At 36.7% G+C, this 19,575-nt stretch carries 18 protein-coding genes; 10 read left to right on the forward strand and 8 right to left on the reverse strand.

Going from position 1 to position 19,575, the window contains the following annotated elements:
- Window positions 1-8: 8 nt before the first annotated feature.
- The 6 genes from AC000W_RS08500 (at window position 9) to trxB (ending at window position 9,331) form a co-directional block, all read left to right on the forward strand.
- Window positions 9-2,006, forward strand: a complete 1,998-nt coding sequence (locus AC000W_RS08500) for an alpha-L-arabinofuranosidase C-terminal domain-containing protein (protein ID WP_474747562.1) — start codon at window positions 9-11, stop codon at window positions 2,004-2,006.
- A complete protein-coding gene (locus tag AC000W_RS08505; protein ID WP_474747563.1) occupies window positions 2,006-4,381 on the forward strand; it encodes a ribulokinase in 2,376 nt (791 codons plus the stop codon). The genes AC000W_RS08500 and AC000W_RS08505 overlap by 1 nt, the downstream gene beginning before the upstream one ends.
- 12 nt (window positions 4,382-4,393) lie before the next feature.
- Window positions 4,394-5,902: an L-arabinose isomerase gene (araA, locus tag AC000W_RS08510; RefSeq protein WP_474747565.1), complete on the forward strand. Its 1,509-nt coding sequence runs from the start codon at window positions 4,394-4,396 to the stop codon at window positions 5,900-5,902.
- A gap of 30 nt (window positions 5,903-5,932) precedes the next feature.
- Window positions 5,933-7,123: an aldose epimerase family protein gene (locus AC000W_RS08515; protein ID WP_474747567.1), complete on the forward strand. Its 1,191-nt coding sequence runs from the start codon at window positions 5,933-5,935 to the stop codon at window positions 7,121-7,123.
- A 37-nt stretch (window positions 7,124-7,160) separates the two neighbouring features.
- Complete coding sequence (locus AC000W_RS08520; RefSeq protein ID WP_474747569.1) at window positions 7,161-8,267, forward strand: formylglycine-generating enzyme family protein; 1,107 nt, start codon at window positions 7,161-7,163, stop codon at window positions 8,265-8,267.
- A 101-nt stretch (window positions 8,268-8,368) separates the two neighbouring features.
- Window positions 8,369-9,331: a thioredoxin-disulfide reductase gene (trxB, locus tag AC000W_RS08525; RefSeq protein ID WP_474747761.1), complete on the forward strand. Its 963-nt coding sequence runs from the start codon at window positions 8,369-8,371 to the stop codon at window positions 9,329-9,331.
- A gap of 73 nt (window positions 9,332-9,404) precedes the next feature.
- Here trxB and AC000W_RS08530 read toward each other — a convergent pair whose 3' ends face one another.
- The 7 genes from AC000W_RS08530 to AC000W_RS08560 form a co-directional block, all read right to left on the reverse strand.
- Complete coding sequence (locus AC000W_RS08530) at window positions 9,405-9,851, reverse strand: hypothetical protein (RefSeq protein WP_474747570.1); 447 nt, start codon at window positions 9,849-9,851, stop codon at window positions 9,405-9,407.
- Window positions 9,852-9,959: 108 nt separating this feature from the next.
- A complete protein-coding gene (locus tag AC000W_RS08535) occupies window positions 9,960-11,006 on the reverse strand; it encodes an aminotransferase class I/II-fold pyridoxal phosphate-dependent enzyme (protein WP_474747572.1) in 1,047 nt (348 codons plus the stop codon).
- The gene (locus tag AC000W_RS08540) at window positions 11,006-12,016 is read right to left on the reverse strand and encodes a dipeptide epimerase (protein ID WP_474747574.1); all 1,011 of its coding nucleotides are present in this window, start codon (window positions 12,014-12,016) and stop codon (window positions 11,006-11,008) included. Before AC000W_RS08540 ends, AC000W_RS08535 begins: the two co-directional genes overlap by 1 nt.
- Window positions 12,017-12,138: 122 nt before the next feature.
- Window positions 12,139-12,861: a head GIN domain-containing protein gene (locus tag AC000W_RS08545; protein ID WP_474747576.1), complete on the reverse strand. Its 723-nt coding sequence runs from the start codon at window positions 12,859-12,861 to the stop codon at window positions 12,139-12,141.
- A 102-nt stretch (window positions 12,862-12,963) separates the two neighbouring features.
- The gene (locus AC000W_RS08550; protein ID WP_474747577.1) at window positions 12,964-14,787 is read right to left on the reverse strand and encodes a PspC domain-containing protein; all 1,824 of its coding nucleotides are present in this window, start codon (window positions 14,785-14,787) and stop codon (window positions 12,964-12,966) included.
- Window positions 14,787-15,125: a PadR family transcriptional regulator gene (locus AC000W_RS08555; RefSeq protein ID WP_474747578.1), complete on the reverse strand. Its 339-nt coding sequence runs from the start codon at window positions 15,123-15,125 to the stop codon at window positions 14,787-14,789. The genes AC000W_RS08550 and AC000W_RS08555 overlap by 1 nt, the downstream gene beginning before the upstream one ends.
- Window positions 15,126-15,205: 80 nt before the next feature.
- Window positions 15,206-15,676: a DUF4870 domain-containing protein gene (locus AC000W_RS08560; protein WP_474747580.1), complete on the reverse strand. Its 471-nt coding sequence runs from the start codon at window positions 15,674-15,676 to the stop codon at window positions 15,206-15,208.
- Window positions 15,677-15,835: 159 nt separating this feature from the next.
- Between AC000W_RS08560 and AC000W_RS08565 the strand changes: the two genes are divergently transcribed.
- From AC000W_RS08565 to AC000W_RS08580, 4 genes are all read left to right on the forward strand, one after another.
- Window positions 15,836-16,291 carry a DUF4442 domain-containing protein gene (locus AC000W_RS08565; protein ID WP_474747581.1) on the forward strand — a complete coding sequence of 152 codons (456 nt, stop codon included), beginning with the start codon at window positions 15,836-15,838 and terminating at the stop codon, window positions 16,289-16,291.
- 52 nt (window positions 16,292-16,343) lie between these two features.
- Window positions 16,344-16,673 carry a YegP family protein gene (locus AC000W_RS08570; protein ID WP_474747582.1) on the forward strand — a complete coding sequence of 110 codons (330 nt, stop codon included), beginning with the start codon at window positions 16,344-16,346 and terminating at the stop codon, window positions 16,671-16,673.
- A gap of 152 nt (window positions 16,674-16,825) precedes the next feature.
- Window positions 16,826-17,626 (forward strand): TIGR00266 family protein, encoded by an 801-nt coding sequence (locus AC000W_RS08575; RefSeq protein ID WP_474747584.1) that lies wholly within the window; start codon window positions 16,826-16,828, stop codon window positions 17,624-17,626.
- Window positions 17,627-17,713: 87 nt separating this feature from the next.
- Window positions 17,714-17,884 carry a hypothetical protein gene (locus tag AC000W_RS08580; RefSeq protein WP_476658671.1) on the forward strand — a complete coding sequence of 57 codons (171 nt, stop codon included), beginning with the start codon at window positions 17,714-17,716 and terminating at the stop codon, window positions 17,882-17,884.
- On the opposite strand, the gene AC000W_RS08585 is transcribed toward AC000W_RS08580, so the two are convergent.
- Window positions 17,881-19,455 (reverse strand): M81 family metallopeptidase, encoded by a 1,575-nt coding sequence (locus AC000W_RS08585; protein WP_474747587.1) that lies wholly within the window; start codon window positions 19,453-19,455, stop codon window positions 17,881-17,883. The two genes, AC000W_RS08580 and AC000W_RS08585, sit on opposite strands and share 4 nt — an antisense overlap.
- Window positions 19,456-19,575: the final 120 nt, after the last annotated feature.

Genomic DNA, 19,575 nt, shown 5'->3' on the forward strand with positions numbered 1-19,575 from the left:
TGAATACTATGAAACACCTAATACTTAAGGTATATATTACAAGTTGTTTTTTAGCTATGATGGTTTCCTGTGGGGAGGAAAAGCCTGTACAGGAACAGGGAACGGTCAACTTAGTGGTAGATGCTAACTCAATTGCCAAAATACAGCCGACCATGTACGGTATCTTTTATGAGGACATCAATTTTGCTGCAGATGGTGGACTATATGCCGAACTGGTAAAGAATGGTTCGTTTGAGTTTCCTGACCCCAAAATGGGTTGGGAAGAGACCAATAGTTTAAAATATTCCCTCAATAAGAATTCTGGTTTTGGAAATATTACCAAGTATATAGATGCCCAAAGCAATAAGCGTTATTCCCATTTTGTAATTCACCAAGCTGATAATTACCAAATAATCAATGAAGGTTTTCGGGGAATTGGTGTAAAAGAGGGTAAAAACTATGACCTTTCCTTTAAAATGGGCAATGTCAAGGGAATTGATAAAGTTAATTTTATACTGATCGATTCATTGGATAATACGTTGGCATCTGCAAGTTTTGCTCTCGATTCCGAAGATTGGAAGACTTATGAAGCTATTTTAACTCCTAATAAAACAAATGCCAAAGCCAAATTAAAATTGACTTTTAAAGGCAATGGAAGTGTGGATATGGATATGGTATCCCTATTTCCACAAGAAACATGGAAAGGCAGAAAAAAGGGGCTTCGTAAAGATTTAGTGCAGTTGCTGGATGATTTAAACCCAGGGTTTCTGAGGTTTCCTGGAGGCTGCATTGTGGAAGGAAGAACCCTTGCTCAACGATATCAGTGGAAAAAAACAGTGGGTACACTAGATCAAAGAGAATTGCTGATAAATAGATGGAACGATGAGTTTGACCATAGGCCGACTCCAGATTATTATCAAAGTTTCGGCTTGGGCTTTTTTGAATATTTTCAATTAGCAGAGGATATGGGAGCGGAACCCTTACCTATTTTAGGCTGTGGAATGGCATGCCAGTTCAATACAGGGGAATTGGTACCTCTAGGTGAATTGGACCCATATGTACAAGATGCCCTCGATTTAATAGAATTTGCCAATGGAGGTTTGGATACCCAATGGGGAAGTGTAAGGAACGAAATGGGCCATCCCGAACCTTTTAATATGAAATATTTGGGCATTGGTAACGAGCAATGGGGACCAGAGTATTTCAATCGCTATAAAATATTTGCGGATATAATTTCAGAAAAGTATCCAGATATTGAGCTTGTTTCTACCCCTGGACCATTTCCTGAGGGAGATATGTTCGATTATGGTTGGGAACAAGTAAAAGAATTAAATGTGCCTATAGTGGATGAGCACTATTACCAAAACCCAAAGTGGTTTTTAGAAAATGCAGATCGGTACGACAACTATGATCGTAATGGCCCCAAAGTTTTTGCTGGTGAATATGCCGCCCAAAGTGTGCAAACTGTAAGTCCTGAAAACAGAAACAATTGGGAGTGTGCTTTGGCAGAAGCTGCTTTTATGACGGGATTGGAAAGAAATGCAGATGTGGTTTATTTAACATCCTATGCACCATTAATGGCACATGAGGAGGGCTGGCAATGGAAACCAGACCTTATTTGGTTCAACAATTTGGAGTCTTATGGCTCGGCCAATTATTATGTTCAAAAACTATTTAGCAATCATAGCGGAACCGATTTAATTTCCATAACTCAGGATGGTAAACCCCTCATAGGGCAAGATAAAATTTATGCTTCTGCCGTAAAGGATATGGAGACCAATGAGCTAATTGTAAAACTGGTGAATACTTCGGTTGTAAATAGAAATGTAGACTTGAATCTAGGATTGGAAAATTTGACCAAAACAGGGGAACTTGTATTATTGACAAGTCCAAACCTTACCGATGAAAACTCTTTTGAGAACCCTAAAAATGTAAGTCCGGTATTAAAAGAGTTCAATGTTGAACAGGGAGTTGTAAAATATGCAATGCCTCCGTATTCGGTTTCAGTTTTAAAAGTAAAAATGTAATGGGCAATTATGTCATAGGATTGGATTATGGAACGGATTCAGTGAGGGCCGTTTTAATAAATGCTGATAATGGAAATGAATTGGCAAGTAATGTACATTGGTACAAACGTTGGAAAGAAGGCCTGTACTGTGATGCTGCTAAGAATCAATTTAGACAGCACCCTTTGGACCATATTGAAGGTTTAGAAACTACGATAAAGACCATAGTACAAAAATCTGGTGTAAATGCAGGTGAGGTTAAGGGAATCTGTATAGATACCACAGGTTCGTCACCTATTCCTGTAAACAAAAAAGGAATTTCTTTAGCTGAAACCACTGGTTTTGAAGAAAATCCGAATGCTATGATGGTTTTGTGGAAAGACCATACGGCGATTTCGGAAGCAGAAGAAATCAACCAATTGGCCAAAAATTGGGGTGGGGAAGATTTTACCAAATATGAAGGCGGTATCTATTCTTCCGAGTGGTTTTGGGCAAAAATAGTACATGTTTCCCGCGAGGATAAAAAAGTAAAAGATGCTGCCCATTCTTGGATGGAGCATTGTGATTATATGACTTTTTTGTTGACCGGAGGCGAATTAAAAGATTTTAAACGAAGTCGATGCGCTGCAGGTCATAAAGCCATGTGGCATAAAAGCTGGGGAGGATTGCCCAATGACGCCTTTTTATCAAAACTTGACCCCTGTTTGGTTGAACTAAAAAAGAATTTATATACGGAAACCTATACGTCCGATAAGACTGCGGGTAGATTATCTAAAACGTGGGCCAAAAGAGTGGGACTCACAACGGATACGATTGTTGCCGTAGGTACTTTTGATGCCCATGCAGGAGCAATAGGCGCAGAAGCGGAAGAGAATACATTGGTACGGATCATGGGAACATCTACCTGTGATATTATTGTGGCCTCCAACAATGCTGTGGGGGATAAGACCGTAAAAGGAATCTGTGGACAAGTTGATGGGTCCGTTATTCCGAATAAAATTGGATTGGAAGCAGGACAGTCTGCTTTTGGAGATGTGCTCGCATGGTTCAGGAATGTATTGGTGGAACCATCTACTGCGATAATCAAAAAATCATCAGGTATTGATGAACACCAAAAAGAAACAATCATTGAAGAATTAAAAGACAATCTAATTGCAGAATTGACCAGCCAGGCAGAAAAACTTCCTATGGAAGAAAGTGTTCCGGTAGCGTTGGATTGGATAAACGGAAGACGAACCCCAGATGCGAATCAGGCATTAAAGTCGGCCATTATCAACTTGAATCTTGGCACGAAGGCTCCCCATATTTTTAAAGCTTTGGTAGAAGCTATGTGTTTTGGTTCCAAAAAGATTGTGGACCGTTTTGAGAGTGAAGGGGTCAAAATAGATGAGATTGTTGGGATTGGTGGTGTGGCCAAAAAATCACCTTTTGTAATGCAGACCTTGGCCAATGTAATCAACAGGCCCATTAAGATAGCGGTATCTGAACAGGCCCCTGCTTTGGGAGCGGCCATGTATGCCTCCGTTGCGGCTGGAATACATAAATCTGTAGAGGACGCCATAAAAGCAATGGGCAATGGTTTTGAAACCACCTATTACCCAGAAAAAGAGAAGGTAACAGTTTATCAGCAATTGTATAGAAAGTATGAGAATTTGGGTGAGTTTGTTGAAAAAAATACAAAGCAGGAACTAACTAATGAATCTAAATATCAAGCTTTAAAAGAGGAATGTTATGAAGCCAATATGCAATTAAATGAGCTGAATTTAGTAGTGTACACTTTTGGTAATGTAAGTGCGGTAGATAGAAAAAATAAGGTTTTTGCAATTAAACCCAGCGGTGTTCCTTATGAAGTTCTAAAACCTGAGGATATTGTTATTGTAGACTTTGATAATAATATTATTGAGGGTACAATGCGGCCTTCATCAGATACTAAAACCCATGCATTTTTATATAAGAATTGGGAGCATATAGGTGGTATAGCTCATACACATGCAACATATTCTGTGGCTTGGGCGCAAGCCAATAGAGATATTCCAATTTTTGGGACTACGCATGCAGACCATTTAACGCAAGATATTCCATGTGCTCCACCTATGAAGGATGAACTCATAAAAGGAAATTATGAATACAATACAGGCATTCAGATTTTGGATTGTTTTAAAGAGAAAGGTTTGTCTTATGAAGAGGTACAAATGATACTTATTGGTAATCACGGTCCATTTGCATGGGGGGAAAATGCAGCAAAGGCAGTGTACAATAGTAAGGTCCTAGAAGAAGTGGCAAGAATGGCATTTCTAACGCTTCAAATTAATCCCCATGCGACACGATTAAAAGATTCATTGATTGAAAAACATTATAATCGGAAGCATGGGAAAGATGCATATTATGGACAATAAGAGATAGTTTTAATGATAGATATCACACAAAAAGAGATTTGGTTTGTAACGGGGAGTCAGCACCTTTATGGTGATGAAACTTTAAAACAAGTTGCAAACAATTCAAAAGAAATTGTAAAGGGTTTAAGTGCTTCAAATCACATCCCAATTCAAATAATTTTTAAACCTACTGTAAAAACACCCGATGAAATAACAAGTATTTGCATAGAAGCAAACGGCAATGTAAATTGTATTGGAATCATCACTTGGATGCACACTTTTTCTCCAGCTAAAATGTGGATAAAAGGCCTAAGCTTGCTAACAAAACCATTATGCCATTTACATACGCAATTCAATGCTGAAATTCCTTGGAATAGTATTGATATGGATTTTATGAATTTAAATCAGTCGGCACATGGAGACCGTGAATTTGGTTATATGATGACCCGCATGAAAAAACGTAGAAAAGTGGTTGTTGGTCATTGGCAAGACAGTAAAGTTCAATATCAAATTGGGGTATGGTCACGAGTAGTTTTGGGTTGGAATGAACTTCAAAATTTAAAAGTAGCTCGTATAGGAGATAATATGCGAGAAGTTGCTGTTACAGAAGGGGATAAAGTAGAGTCGCAAATGCGTTTTGGCTTTTCAGTGAATGGTTTTGGCGTTGCTGAGGTGGTAAAACATATAGATTATGTAGATGACAAAGCCATTGCTGATTTGGTTAAAGTCTATGAGAACGAGTACAATATGACAAATGCACTAAAAGAAGGAGGAAATCAGCGTACTTCCTTAGTGGAAGCTGCCCGAATTGAATTGGGATTGCGATCCTTTTTGGATACAGGAGGTTTTAAAGCGTTTACAGATACTTTTGAGAATTTAGAAGGCTTTAAACAACTTCCTGGGATTGCTGTACAGCGACTTATGGCTGATGGTTATGGTTTTGGTGCAGAAGGAGATTGGAAAACTGCGGCCTTATTGCGTGCTATTAAGGTAATGAATGTTGGTTTGGATGGTGGAACTTCTTTTATGGAGGACTATACGTATCATTTTACACCAACAAAATCTTATGTGTTAGGCTCTCATATGTTAGAAATCTGTCCAACAATTGCCAACACAAAACCTTCATGTGAAGTCCACCCTTTGGGAATAGGTGGTAAAGAAGACCCAGTACGTTTGGTTTTTGATTCTCCTGCAGGTGACGCCATTAATGTTTCGCTCATTGATATGGGAAATAGATTCCGTCTTATCGTAAATAAAGTAGAAGCTATGGAACCAAAAGAAGAATTGCCTAACTTACCTGTTGCAAAAGTATTGTGGGAGCCAAAACCAAATTTAGAGGAAGCGGCAACAGCATGGATTTTAGCGGGAGGAGCTCACCATACAGTGTATAGCCAGGCAATTACGACCGAATATATGGAAGACTTTGCGGAGATAGCAGGAATTGAATTGGTAGTGATAGATGAAAAAACATCAATTAGAGAATTTAAAGAGAAACTAAATGCAAATGAAGTGTATTACCATTTGTTTCAAACTAAAATGTAACAAACAACTAGCAACTAAAGTATAAATAAAATGAATCAGATTAAAAGAATTACGGCTTGCTTCCTTATTTTTAGCATCGCCTTGGTAACTACACAATGTAAAGATGTAAAAAAGGAAGAAAAGGTTAATACAGACGAAATGATGAATAAAGTTGATATTTCAACAATAGAGAAAAGTGAATTTGGAACAACACCCAATGATGAGGTAGTGGATTTATATACCCTTACCAATGGAAATGGAATGGTTGTTAAGATTATGAATTATGGTGGAATTATAACACACTTAACTGCTCCCGATAAAAATGGAGAGTTTAAAGATGTTGTATTGGGCTTTAACTCTTTGGAAGAATATTTGGATGGCAATCCATTTTTTGGTGCTTTATTGGGTAGGTATGGTAATAGAATTGCGAATGGAAAATTCTCTTTGGATGGGGTTGAATATACTTTGGAGACTAATAATGGTCCAAACCATTTACATGGTGGTTCTAATGGTTTTGATAAGGTAATTTGGAATGTTTTGCAGGCGGATGTTGTTGATGGAAATATTATTTTAAAATTATCCTATGTAAGTAAAGATATGGAAGGTGGTTACCCTGGGAATGTGAAAGCGATAGTAACTTACACCTTGGATAATGATAATATGTTGGCAGTGAATTATGAAGCTACTACGGATAAGAAAACCATTTTAAATATGTCCCAACATTCCTATTTCAATTTATCTGGTGATTTTGGACAAAGCATTCTAGATCATGAAGTAGTGTTGCATGCAGACCAGTTTGTTCCTGTTGATGAAACACTTATTCCTACAGGAGAATTGGCATCAGTATCCAATACTCCTTTTGATTTTAAAATTGCTAAAACTATAGGGAAAGAAATTGATGCGGATCATGACCAAATTGTAAAAGGTGGCGGATATGATCATTGTTGGGTTTTAAATGACCAAGATAATGGAATTCGGTTGATTGCCTCAGCCCATCACCCTAGTAGTGGAAGGTTACTCGAAGTATTTTCTGATCAACCAGGGGTACAGTTTTACACAGGTAATTTTTTAGATGGATCGATCACTGCAAAAGATGGTAGCACATATGGCAAAAGAGGCGGCTTCTGTTTAGAAACACAGCATTATCCGGATTCTCCTAATCAGCCTTCTTTTCCGTCAACTATTTTGAGTCCAGGAGAAAAATATTCTACTACTACGTCATTTAAGTTTTCGACAAAATAATATAGTTGATATGTATACTAAAAATCCGCACAGTTTTATGGTAAAGATTTGTGCGGTTTTTTTTATGCTATTTTTTTTATGGCATTGTAAAGAAAAAGAAAAGCATAAGGAAAAAGATATAGAGAAAATAGCTAATGATATGCTAATTGTTGAAAAACCAAATGGAATTGCAACGCCAAAGAATATGGTTTGGATTCCTGGAGGAGAGTTTCTACAAGGCGCGGTTCCTCAGGACCAAATGGCTATGCAACATGAAAAACCTGCTCATAAGGTAACTGTTGATGGTTTTTTTATAGATGTGCATGAAGTCACCAATGCACAATTCTCCCAATTTGTTGACGAGACTGGGTATGTAACAATTGCTGAAAGAGAAATTGATTGGGAAGAACTAAAAAAGCAAGTGCCACCGGGAACACCTAAACCTCATGATTCCATCTTAAAGCCAGGTTCTTTAATTTTTAAAAAGGCCAAATCAGAATTACCCAATCTGTATGATTTTTCACAATGGTGGCAATGGAAAATAGGAGCCAACTGGCGCCACCCCAAAGGTCCAAATAGTTCAATTGATGGATTGGACATTCATCCCGTAGTTCATATTGCTTATGAAGATGCCTTGGCATATTGTAAATGGGCAAATAGGCGCTTACCTACTGAAGCGGAATGGGAATATGCGGCTAGAGGAGGATTAAAAAACATGACGTACCAATGGGGAAATGATGTGACTGAGTTAGAAAAAAAAGCAAATACATGGAATGGAAAATTCCCCCAAATTAATACCCTTGAAGATGGATATGAGCGCACTGCACCCATACAAAGTTTTGAAGTTAACGGGTATGGTCTGTATGATATGGCTGGGAATGTTTGGGAATGGACAAGTGATTGGTACAATACTAAATATTACCAAGAATTATTGTCTTTGAATGCAACATCTAAAAACCCAAAAGGCGCTAAAGAATCTTTTGTGCCAAACAACCCTTATGTTCAAGAAAAAGTAATAAAAGGCGGTTCTTTTCTTTGCAATGCTTCTTATTGCGCAAGTTATAGAGTGTCTTCTAGAATGGGGTCAAGCGTAGATTCTTCACTGGAACATTTAGGTTTCAGAACTGTTGTTGATGCATCCATGCTACAACAGGAATCAAAATGATTTTACTATAGTATTATAACAACTTTTGATAACTTTTAAAGTAAGTTTTTTATCAAAAAGCCTACTTTTGTTTAGTTACTCTTTAAATGAAGAAAAAGATTATGTCTGAACAAATAGAACGAATAAAAACATTGATTATAGGGTCTGGACCTGCTGGTTATACAGCTGCTATTTATGCTGCAAGGGCAGATTTAAAGCCAGTGCTGTATACGGGAATGGAGCCTGGAGGCCAATTAACGACTACTACAGAAGTAGATAATTTCCCTGGGTATCCAGAAGGTATTGATGGACCTACCATGATGGTACAGTTACAGCAACAAGCGGAGCGTTTTGGTACGGAAGTACGTATTGGTATGGTAACTGCTGTTGATTTTAACAAAGAGATTGGTGGTATTCATAAAGTCACTGTTGACAATGATAAGGTTGTTGAGGCCGAAACGGTCATTATTTCTACAGGAGCCACAGCAAAGTATTTAGGTATTCCAAGCGAACAACGCTTACGAGGTGGAGGCGTTTCTGCCTGTGCCGTTTGTGATGGATTTTTCTATAAAGGTCAGGATGTGGTAATTGTTGGTGCTGGTGATACAGCTGCGGAAGAAGCTTCCTATTTGGCCAATATTTGTAATAAAGTGACTATGTTGGTTAGAAAGGATTACATGAGAGCTTCCAAAGCTATGCAACATAGGGTAAACAGCTTATCAAATGTAGATGTTCGTTATAATACGGAAGTTGATGAACTATTAGGAGAACAAGTTGTAGAAGGTATTCGTATTGTGAACAATGTTACTGGAGAAAAAGAAGAAATTCCTGTGACAGGATATTTTGTGGCTATTGGACATAAACCCAATACAGATATTTTTAAAGGACAGTTAGAAATGGATGATACTGGGTATCTTATTACTAAAGGAAAATCTACAAAAACGAGTATACCGGGAGTTTTTGCTTGTGGTGATGTCCAAGATAAAGAATACAGACAAGCGGTTACTGCAGCTGGTACGGGATGTATGGCAGCTTTAGATGCAGAACGCTATTTGGCAACCGTAGAGACTGAAGCTACGGTCTAATTAATTTAGCGGATAAATAAAAAAAGGGCAATGTTTCTAGACATTGCCCTTTTTTAAATGGTATTTGTAGTGTTTAGTCGAGTCTTTTATAATTTTCTGAAAAAAGTCTATTTCCCTCATCGTCAAGATTTATCTGACTGTAAAAGTCCTCGCTAAGAATCAATTCAAGTTCAAAAACCAATAAGGTGTCAGATATTTTCATGATGGCGGCAGAACCAAATTCCAATCTTTCTTTTAACCTACCCTCAGATGTTTCATAGGATCCGTATCCAAACCATTCTGTAGAATCTTGTGGTACATATTTGGCCCACATAACTTTACCATTGTAGAACATTTTAACCTGTCTAAGGTTTTCGTTGGCAAGAACAGTGTCCGTAACTTCATTGTTGTCATAATTGTAATGACTAACAAGTTCCCAAGTCCCCTCAATGGACTTTTTTGCGTGCGGCTTTGGTGAGGTCATTTCCGTTGCAGAAACCAGAAACAACATCAAGAAAACCAATCCAAGTACTTTTCTCATGGCTAATTGTTTTAAAGTTGTTTAATTTTTAAAAGATACAATATATTTTGTTAAATTTCACAAATATTTAACTTAATTGTTGTCAAATTCATAAAATAAAATATATAATTATGAGAAGTAGGTATTTATAGTATTGACTAAATATTGTACATCTTCTTTCAAATGTGAAGCATTTAGTACAATTCTGCTCATTAAAGTGGCTTCTTCAGTTGGGTAACTAAAATCCGTAACTAGAATGCCATTTGTTTCCAAATGTTTGGTAAGTCTTGTGTTGGAATAACTAAATGTAGGGTGGTTTTCTATAAGACTAAATTTTTGAATTAAATGAACGTTTTGGACAAAGTAGTCAATGTGTTCTTTTAACACCCCTCTTCTTTTTCTATAAATCTCATTTGCAGAAAGTAATGCAGCCATACTTGCTGGGGTTGCTGGACTAGCGCCACCAAAGAAATTGGTATTTTTTAGCTGATTTATTCTTTCTTGCTCTCCAAAAATGGCTCCTGCTTGTACGCCAAATCCTTTTCCCAAGGAACAACAGACTATAAGTTCTTTTGGTTTAAAACCAGTAAGAATTTTATATACTCCTTGACCATTTTCTCCAACAATTCCGATGCCATGAGAATCATCTGCCACAAGGATTATCTTATCCAAAGGCAATGCTTTGAGCTCAATGAAATTGGGAAAATTACAGCCCGAAAAGTCAATGGAATCCATAAACACTACTGGAACAGCCTTTTTTACCTTTAGATGCTCCCTAACCGCAAGATTTAATGCTTCATAGGTAGTATAAGGTTTTGCTTGGGATTGATATAAGGCTGAATGTGTATTTGGGGCATAAAAAAGTGTGTAATTAGAATCATTGAAAAACTGACTTACTAATTGACCAGCCAAATACCCTGATGATAGTGTAATGGAGCTTGCACTTTCAACCAAACCTGCTAAATATTTTTCAGCCTTATTAAAGATGGTAATACGTACATTGGATTTTCTTGAAGCTCCATAATTGGTACCGTATTTTTTAATATTGTCAATGAAGATTTGTTGAAAGGCTTCATCAGTTTGTAAGCCTAAATACGCAGTGCCACCAAAATATAAATGCTTTTTATTATTTATGATGATTTCTCTACCCGGAAATGAATCTATATAATGCGCCATTACAAAAGAGTTACACCACTACCTCCAAGTGTAGAAAATTCAACTTGTCCATTGCTCAAAATTTTTACGCCTTGAGCAATGTCTTTTTTTAAGAGCATGGCACCATCCATATCCACATAGTCCAATTGTGGTAAAAGCTGTGCAATTGCAGAGATGCCAACGGAAGATTCTGTCATACAACCTACCATAACCTTAAGGCCTATTTCTTTCCCTTTTTTTATCATACGAAGGGCAGGAGTAAGGCCCCCACATTTAGTCAATTTTATATTGATGCCGTTAAAATGCAATCCACATTTTTCAACATCAGTTTCTACAATACAACTTTCATCTGCTATAACAGGAAGTACACTGTAATGCATTACTTTTTCCATACCTTCCCAATCATCTGCTTTTAGGGGTTGCTCAATAAATTCTACACCCAATTCCTTAAGAAGAGGTGCATTTTTTATGGTTTCATCCGCTGTCCATGCACAATTGGCATCAATTCTAAAAATAGCATCAGTGTGTTTTCTCAACCCTTTTATAATAGCAATGTCATCACTAGTTCCCAGTTTAATTTTGTAAATGGGCCATAGCTGCTCTTTCATTTTGGATACCATTACAGCAATACTATCAAGGCCAATAGTATAATTGGTAATGGGATATGTATTGATTGAGGTTTTCCATATTTTATAAAGTGGTTGATTTTGAAGTTTACCATATAAATCCCAAGCAGCTAAATCCAATGCGCATAGTGTAAAATTGCTCAGTCCAAGATTCACTAAAAAGTTATAAAAGGTCTCGGGCGAAGAAAACTCATAACTTTCAATTTTAGATTGTACGTCTTCAATTTCTGTAATCATACTTTCTACGGTAATACCATAGTATGAGTTCGATGTTGCTTCACCATATCCAGTTTCCTTATCCAAAGAAAGAGAGACAATTAAAGTATTCTGAAAATCATGTGACTCTCTTGAAATACTAAAGGTGTGTTTTAGGTGAAGCCTGTGCTTTTTTAACTCAATTTTCATTCCCATCAATTTTAAGTTAAATATAGAGAAACGGAAATTGGTATAAAATGAAAACCCATCAATAATTTGATGGGTTTTTAGTTAGGTCGTAAAACAACCTAGATATTTAGCTTCAAATAATTTTAATATTTATGCACGCTACCAGAAGCCGATTTCTTGGCTTGTACATTGGCATCTCCAGAATATTTTATATCTGCTCCACTACTGGCATCGGCCACTAAGGATTCTGATACGTTTACTGTAATGTCTGCACCACTGCTGGCATCTGCATTACAGGTTTTAGTAGTAAGCTCACTTGCTTTAATATCTGAGCCACTGCTAGCATCTGCATAAAGCACATTGGTTTCTCCAGATAATCTAATATCCGCCCCACTACTTGCATCGGCAGATACTTCATCGGCAATCACTTCTAATTTTAAATCCGCTCCACTGCTAGAGTTTAAAGATAGCTTGTCAGTTCTTATGATATTTGTGGCAATTAAATCTGCCCCACTAGAACTATTTAATCTTGTAATATCTGGCATAGAAACATATACTTTTTTAGTAGCTCTACCAATGTTCTCAATGGCATGGATTCGTAGTTTACCATTTTTAATGTCTGTGCCAATAAGGTCAATAATATTTTCATCGGCCTCCACATCAATACTGAAACTCTCAGCTTGTGTTACATAAACATCCAAACCTTCAGAAGCTGAAACTTCTGTAAATTCTTCATAAACTTCTCTTGTTTCCTCTGCAACTACTCCGTTGCCATGTTTTCCGCTTCCAAAATTAATATCAAAGGCACAGGAAGACATAAGGAGTGCCATTAATAACGCAAGTGCAATTTTTGCTAGTGTTGTCATGATTGTTGTTTTTTAAGATTGATTAAAATTCTTGTTTTTTGTTTGATGTTTAAAGTATAATATACTGAACTGTTGAATGCTAGGTCTGAATTGTAAATTGCTTTAATCCTTGGTGATGGTCTTCTTGGTTGTAACCCCATCTTCTTCAATTTTCATTTCAAATTTACCTTCTTCACTATCAATATTGATGTCTACCTTGTCCTCATCATTATCTGTTGCTTTAATTTGAACTCCATCTTCATTAATTTTCATTTTAAAAGATTCCCCGTCACCATTATCATTTATGTTAATGTCTATTCCTTCTCCATTAATTCTAATTCTGTTTTCATCATCATCATTCCAATTTTTTTCTATTTTTTCTGGGCAATCCTGGCATTTTAACTCTCCATCACTTCCCATTTTCCAAGTATATTCATCTATATCGCACCTACTAACGTTTCGATCGTTATTGGTACTCCAATTACAATTGGGAGTTTCTTCAAAATCTACCACCATATCTTTTGGTACAAATAGATTTATTCTAACCTCTTGATCGTTGAATTTACTTTTTTCCCTTACAGTTAAAAAATCGTTTAGAATTAGAGTATTGCCTTCAACGGTATACTCGTACTCTATTTTATCTGCCGTATCTCTTGCATCTTTTATAGATGAACCATTGGCTTCTTTTCTAACTTCTATTCGCATTACGGAATCATTGGATTTTTTTATGCGGAACCTAACATCATCAGAAATCAACGTTTTTACACCGTCTTCATCAAACGTCATAATCATATCGTTCATTCTAACATTGCCTCTTGCATCCCACAAGTCCGAGGATGCCAATGAAATGTTCAAGGTATCTGGATTAGAAATGTAAAGTTCATTTTTTGTTGTTACACTCCCTGAGTATGCATGTGCTGCGGCTTCCCGGACACTTAATATAATCAAGGTGATTATGGAGATTATCCAAAGCCCCAATAAGGAAAACTTAGCGATATTACCAATGGATTTTAAATTGGTTATCAATATTTTTAATCCTAGATAGAGTAGGAAGAAAAATGGAATCCCAATTGCAAAGAAAGATAATAATGATACTAACCAAATAGGAGCATTTATTGAGTTTACAATAAAACTGTCAAAAACTGGAAATTGAACCCAATCCAAAGTGCCAACGGTCAATAGCCCAACAAAAAGGCCAATTAATGTGGCTGCACCTATAATGATTAATAAGATTCCGATAAATTTTCCGAAGACTTTAAAAAGAAATAAAATAATGTCCCCTATGGTGTCAAAAAAAGTTTTGGAGCTGCTCTTTACTTTGTTGCCCATGCCTTCATAGTCAACACTTTTAACCTTTTCAGTAACATCATCAAACCCCTCTTTAACTTTGCGTTCTATATTGCTGATGTTGATAGGCTTTCCCGTCATATCCAATTTCTGGGATGTAGTGACCGCTTCTGGGACCAAAATCCATAAAAGGATGTAGGCTATAAACCCGAAACCTGTAAAAATTCCTAAAAGAAGGAAAATAATACGTATCCAAAGAGCATCAAAACCCAAATAGTGTTCCAAACCAGCACATACACCACCAATATATTTATGGTCCATATCTCTATATAGTTTCTTAACTCTACCTGCTGGAGCGGATGTTTTGGCTTTTGGTTCATCTTCAAAGATGTCCTCATCTACCATATAATCCTCTGGCTGCCCCATAATATTAATAACTTCTTCTACTTCTTTTGTGGTAATGACCTGCCTTTCATTTTCCATTTTTTCATGGAATAATTCGGCCACTCTTGCTTCAATATCAGCAATGATTTCGTCGCTTCCAGGTGTACCGGAAAATGAACGTCTTATAGATTCTAGATATCGTTGCAATTTGTTGTATGCATTTTCATCAATATGAAAAAGCATATTTGCGAGATTTATATTTACTGTCTTGTTCATTACTTCTGTTGTTTTGTATTGGTTACCAAGTTCACTGCTGTTCTAAGTTCATCCCAGGTAGTGTTTAATTCTTTAAGAAAAATTTCACCCGTTTCGGTAAGTGCATAATATTTACGTGGTGGTCCAGAGGTTGATTCTTCCCAACGGTAGTTGAGCAGTCCCGCATTTTTAAGTCGCGTTAAAAGCGGATATATTGTTCCCTCCACCACAAGCATCTTGGCATCCTTTAAGGTGCCCAGTATTTCGGAAGCATATTTGTCTTCACCATTTAAGATGGAAAGAATGCAATACTCCAAAACGCCTTTGCGCATTTGTGCTTTTGTGTTTTCTACATTCATAGTTTCATGATTCTAATAATTTGACTGTTCGTTTTTTGATGATTCATTTGATTGATGATGATTGATGAATAACTCCTGTACTATTTAATAAAATTGATTGTAAACGGATATTTAAAAGTTTGCCCTTCGTTTGTTCTTATCGTTGCCAAAATGGTATAAACAATATTAATAAGTGTAATGGCAGCTTGCACTAGCCCTGTAATTCCCAAAGGCCAAATAAATGGAAAATGGTCACTATCAAAACGTAGGTTAAAACTGTCGTGATGAAAATCGTTCCAACTAAAAATTCCTCCATTGAATAAATCTGGTAGAAACCCAATAAAGAAAGGAATACTAATGGCTCCAAGAACAATAGAATAAAGAAACATACTAATTTGAAAATTTAAAGCTTGCTTTCCATTATAGTCCACAAACTCATAATCTTTTTTGTTAGCTGTCCATAATATTAATGGTAGTATAAAGTTTCCAAACGGAATAAAATACCTGCTAAAGGTTGATGCATGGATGATTGCAGATAGGTTTCTTTCGTGCTTACTTAATGATTCTGTCATGGCTTTTTTTGATTGATGATTTCAATAACATAATATCTTCCTATGCAAATATATGTCTTAAAGAAGGTATTATGCAAAACATAATACTAATATTTAACATAATATTAACATTTCATACGTCAATTATTTTCTATACTTTTAAAGAAAATATAATAGACTATGTCTAAAGAGACCAGTAAATACAATACTTTCACGTTTTTTAAGCTTCCGGCTGCTTGGTGGTGTGGAGTACGGTTAAAATATATTGATGAATGCAAAGCTATAGTTACTATTAAGTACAAATGGTTTAATCAAAATCCGTTTAAAAGCATGTTTTGGGCCGCACAGGGGATGGCTGCAGAGTTTAGTACTGGTACTTTGGTGATAGACCAAATAAAGAATAGCGGCAAAAAAATATCTATGCTGGTGGCTAGCAACAAAGCTACATTCTCTAAAAAGGCCACAGGCAGAATTACCTTTACGTGTGTGGATGGTCATCTAATTAAAGATGCAATTGATAAAACTGTTGCAACCGGAGAGGGTCAAACGTTTTGGATGAAATCGGTTGGGGTTAATGAAGATGGAATAGTGGTCTCCACTTTTGAATTTGAATGGACGGTGCGATTGAGAAGTTGAAATTTGTTTTTTTTTAGTAATTTAAAACACTGTAACTGTAATATAATTTATAATGGGAAAATTTGAAATAAAGACTACCAGTTCTGGAAAAACAATGTTCAACCTAAAAGCTGCAAATGGGCAAGTAATCTTGACCAGCCAATCGTATGCCGGTATGGATGGTTGTAAAAATGGTATTGAATCGGTTAAAAAGAACTCTCAGTCTGATGGGCAGTTTGAAAGAAAGATCGCCTCGGACGGGAGCCCGTACTTCACCTTGAACGCCACCAATGGCCAAGTGATAGGAAAAAGTGAAATGTACAATAGTACAGCAGCCATGGAAAATGGAATTGAATCCGTCAAAAAAAATGCTCCAGATGCGGAAGTGGTAGACAATTCATAAATTATATAAATCTAATTTATATCAATTTGATTTAAGGCAACCGAAAGGTTGCCTTTTTTTTATCAAATTAGGCAATAGAAAAAAAACATTTAAGGATTGTAACAAAATCCCTTTTTTTGTTACCAATTAATGTCAATCAAAAAAATAGAAAAATGAACGCACACGAAATAGACTACGAAATTTATGGGGAGGAAATGCAGTATGTGGAAATAGAACTAGACCCACAGGAAGCAGTTGTTGCCGAAGCTGGCACCTTTATGATGATGGATACAGATATCCAAATGAATACTATTTTTGGAGATGGTTCCAATCAAGATAATAGTGTATTGGGAAAAATATTCTCTGCTGGTAAAAGGGTTTTAACAGGTGAAAGCCTTTTTATGACTTCTTTTTTAAATATTGGACATGGGAAGAAACAAGTAAGTTTTGCATCTCCCTATCCAGGTAAAATTATACCCATTGATTTGTCAGAAAAAGGAGGGAAGTTCATTTGCCAAAAAGATGCATTTTTGTGCGCTGCCAAAGGCGTCTCCGTTGGAATTGAGTTTTCAAGAAAACTAGGAAGAGGCTTTTTTGGTGGAGAAGGTTTTATTATGCAAAAATTGGAAGGAGACGGAATGGCCTTTGTACATGCTGGTGGAACTATGGCAAAGAAAGTTCTTGGAGCAGGAGAAGTTCTAAAGGTAGATACAGGATGTATTGTTGGTTTTTCCCAAACAGTAGATTATAATATAGAATTTGTAGGGGGGATAAAGAACACAGTATTTGGAGGTGAAGGACTGTTTTTTGCAACCTTAAGAGGTCCAGGTACTGTTTATATTCAGTCGTTGCCCTTTAGCAGATTAGCCGGTAGAGTATGGGCCGCTGCACCAAGAGGTGGTGGAAAAGACAAAGGAGAAGGCAGTATTTTAGGTGGATTGGGTGATTTGTTGGATGGAGACAATCGATTTTAATTTTAAGAAATGTAATGTTATAGGGAGTATGTCTTGCAATCTGAGTCGAAACCTATTTTTAAGTATTAATTATAATAAAAAAATATTATGACAAGTAAAAATAAAATTATGACAGCCATATTATGGGCTTCAGTGATTATAGCAAATGGTATTGTGACCGGTAACAAAACAATGTTTATGATTTTAGTTGTATCAGCTTCAATGAATATTCTGTTGCCAACAAGAGACAAGGCCTCAAAAGTTTGTGCTAAAAACTAATTTAATTTATCCGATGCTGGTAGTAGTCTTGCACTTAAATCTGGGTCTTCCATGTCCTTATCTAAAGGATACATAGGCCTTTTAATACGTTTGTAACCGAGTCGTTCTAAATCTTGGTCTACACCTCCTGGTGTTAGAGCCATAATCCAATCGGCACGCATATCATATAGTTCAGGAACCAGATATCCTATTTTAACTACAACAATATCCGTTTCCCTAGGATTAAGACCAAGATGGGTAAAGTCCATTTCTTTATGGTAGGGTTTACGTTTTTTGGTAACAATTATAGATATACTACCAACTCTAACAACAACCTCTGTTTCGGCATGTACATCTCCATGTCCTATTGCTGTAATGGTACCTGTTAATTGTAAAGGAGGAGCAAAACGATGGTCTATACTGGCACCAGCAAAGGCCGATATTTTTCCACCAACACCTAATTCAATAGCTTCTTCCACAAATTGAGGCCCAGGAATAGAGGCGTAAATTAACGAAGGTCCATTTTCCGATTTAAATTCTGGTCTGGCCAATATTTCTTGAAGCGTCCAAGTAACATCCCCAGCACCACCAGCGGTAGGGTTATCACCCATATCACTAATCATAAACGGTTTTTTGTCACTTGATATAGCCATATCCATACTTTCTTTAAATGTTGCAACTGGGGCTACAAATTCAAATTGATTACGAACATCCCAAAAGCTTTGAGCTAGTTTTTCTGCACTTTCTATTACTTGTTGCTCATCATCACCCGTGACCATTACTACGGCATGATTTCTGGGCTCATCGGCCCATGCATATCCAATCCAAATTGCGGCATCTATAACACCTTCCTGATTGGTAATAGATGGAATTTTTGCATAAAGGCTTTTGCCTGGCTCTATACGTGTACTTGTTTTTTCGCCTGGTAATAAAATAGGGACAGGAATCCATGCTTTATATTTTGGTTTCCCTTTTCTGCTTTCTAGGCGTTCCAATAGGTTGTCCACAGCTCTTTTTTTAGATTCCATGGCATCTTCATGCGGTGCCATACGATAGCAAGTGATTAAATCTGAATGTTCTGCCAAACGTTCAGAGACGTTGCCATGCAAGTCCATTGAGGTAGAAATCATGGTTTTGGTTCCTATAACCTCTCTTATTCTGGCAATTAAATCCCCCTCAGGGTCGTCTATTCCAACAACGCTCATTGCTCCGTGAATATCAAAAAAGAGCCCATCATAGGGACCACTTTTAGTAAGCATTTTTAATGTTCTCTCCACTAAAGATTCATAAGCTTCACGTGTTACTATGCCACCAGGCAACGATTTTCCCACGAGAGTTGGCACCCATTGAGCACGGTTACGATTCAATGAATCCACAGCTAGAAAAGGATATCGCATAAAGATGGAATCTCCAATTTTGGCATGAAAAGCTTCTTCGGTGCTTTGGGCAGGGGAAAAAGTACTCGATTCAATACCAAGACCGGCAATGGCAATTCGCGGAAGGTTTTCTGGTGGTTCACTATTATTTTTTGATTGTTCTTTACAACTAAAAGAAAATAACAATAGCAGCGCAATAATTTTCAAATGCTTCATGGGTAGATTATTTGGCAAAATTCAATGTTTAGAAATCCTTATAAATACAATAAATATAACCATATCTATGGAATAATTGTTTTTAAGATTGATTGAAACTGGCATAAACCATACCTTTAT

This window comes from Saonia sp. (genome assembly GCF_056326165.1).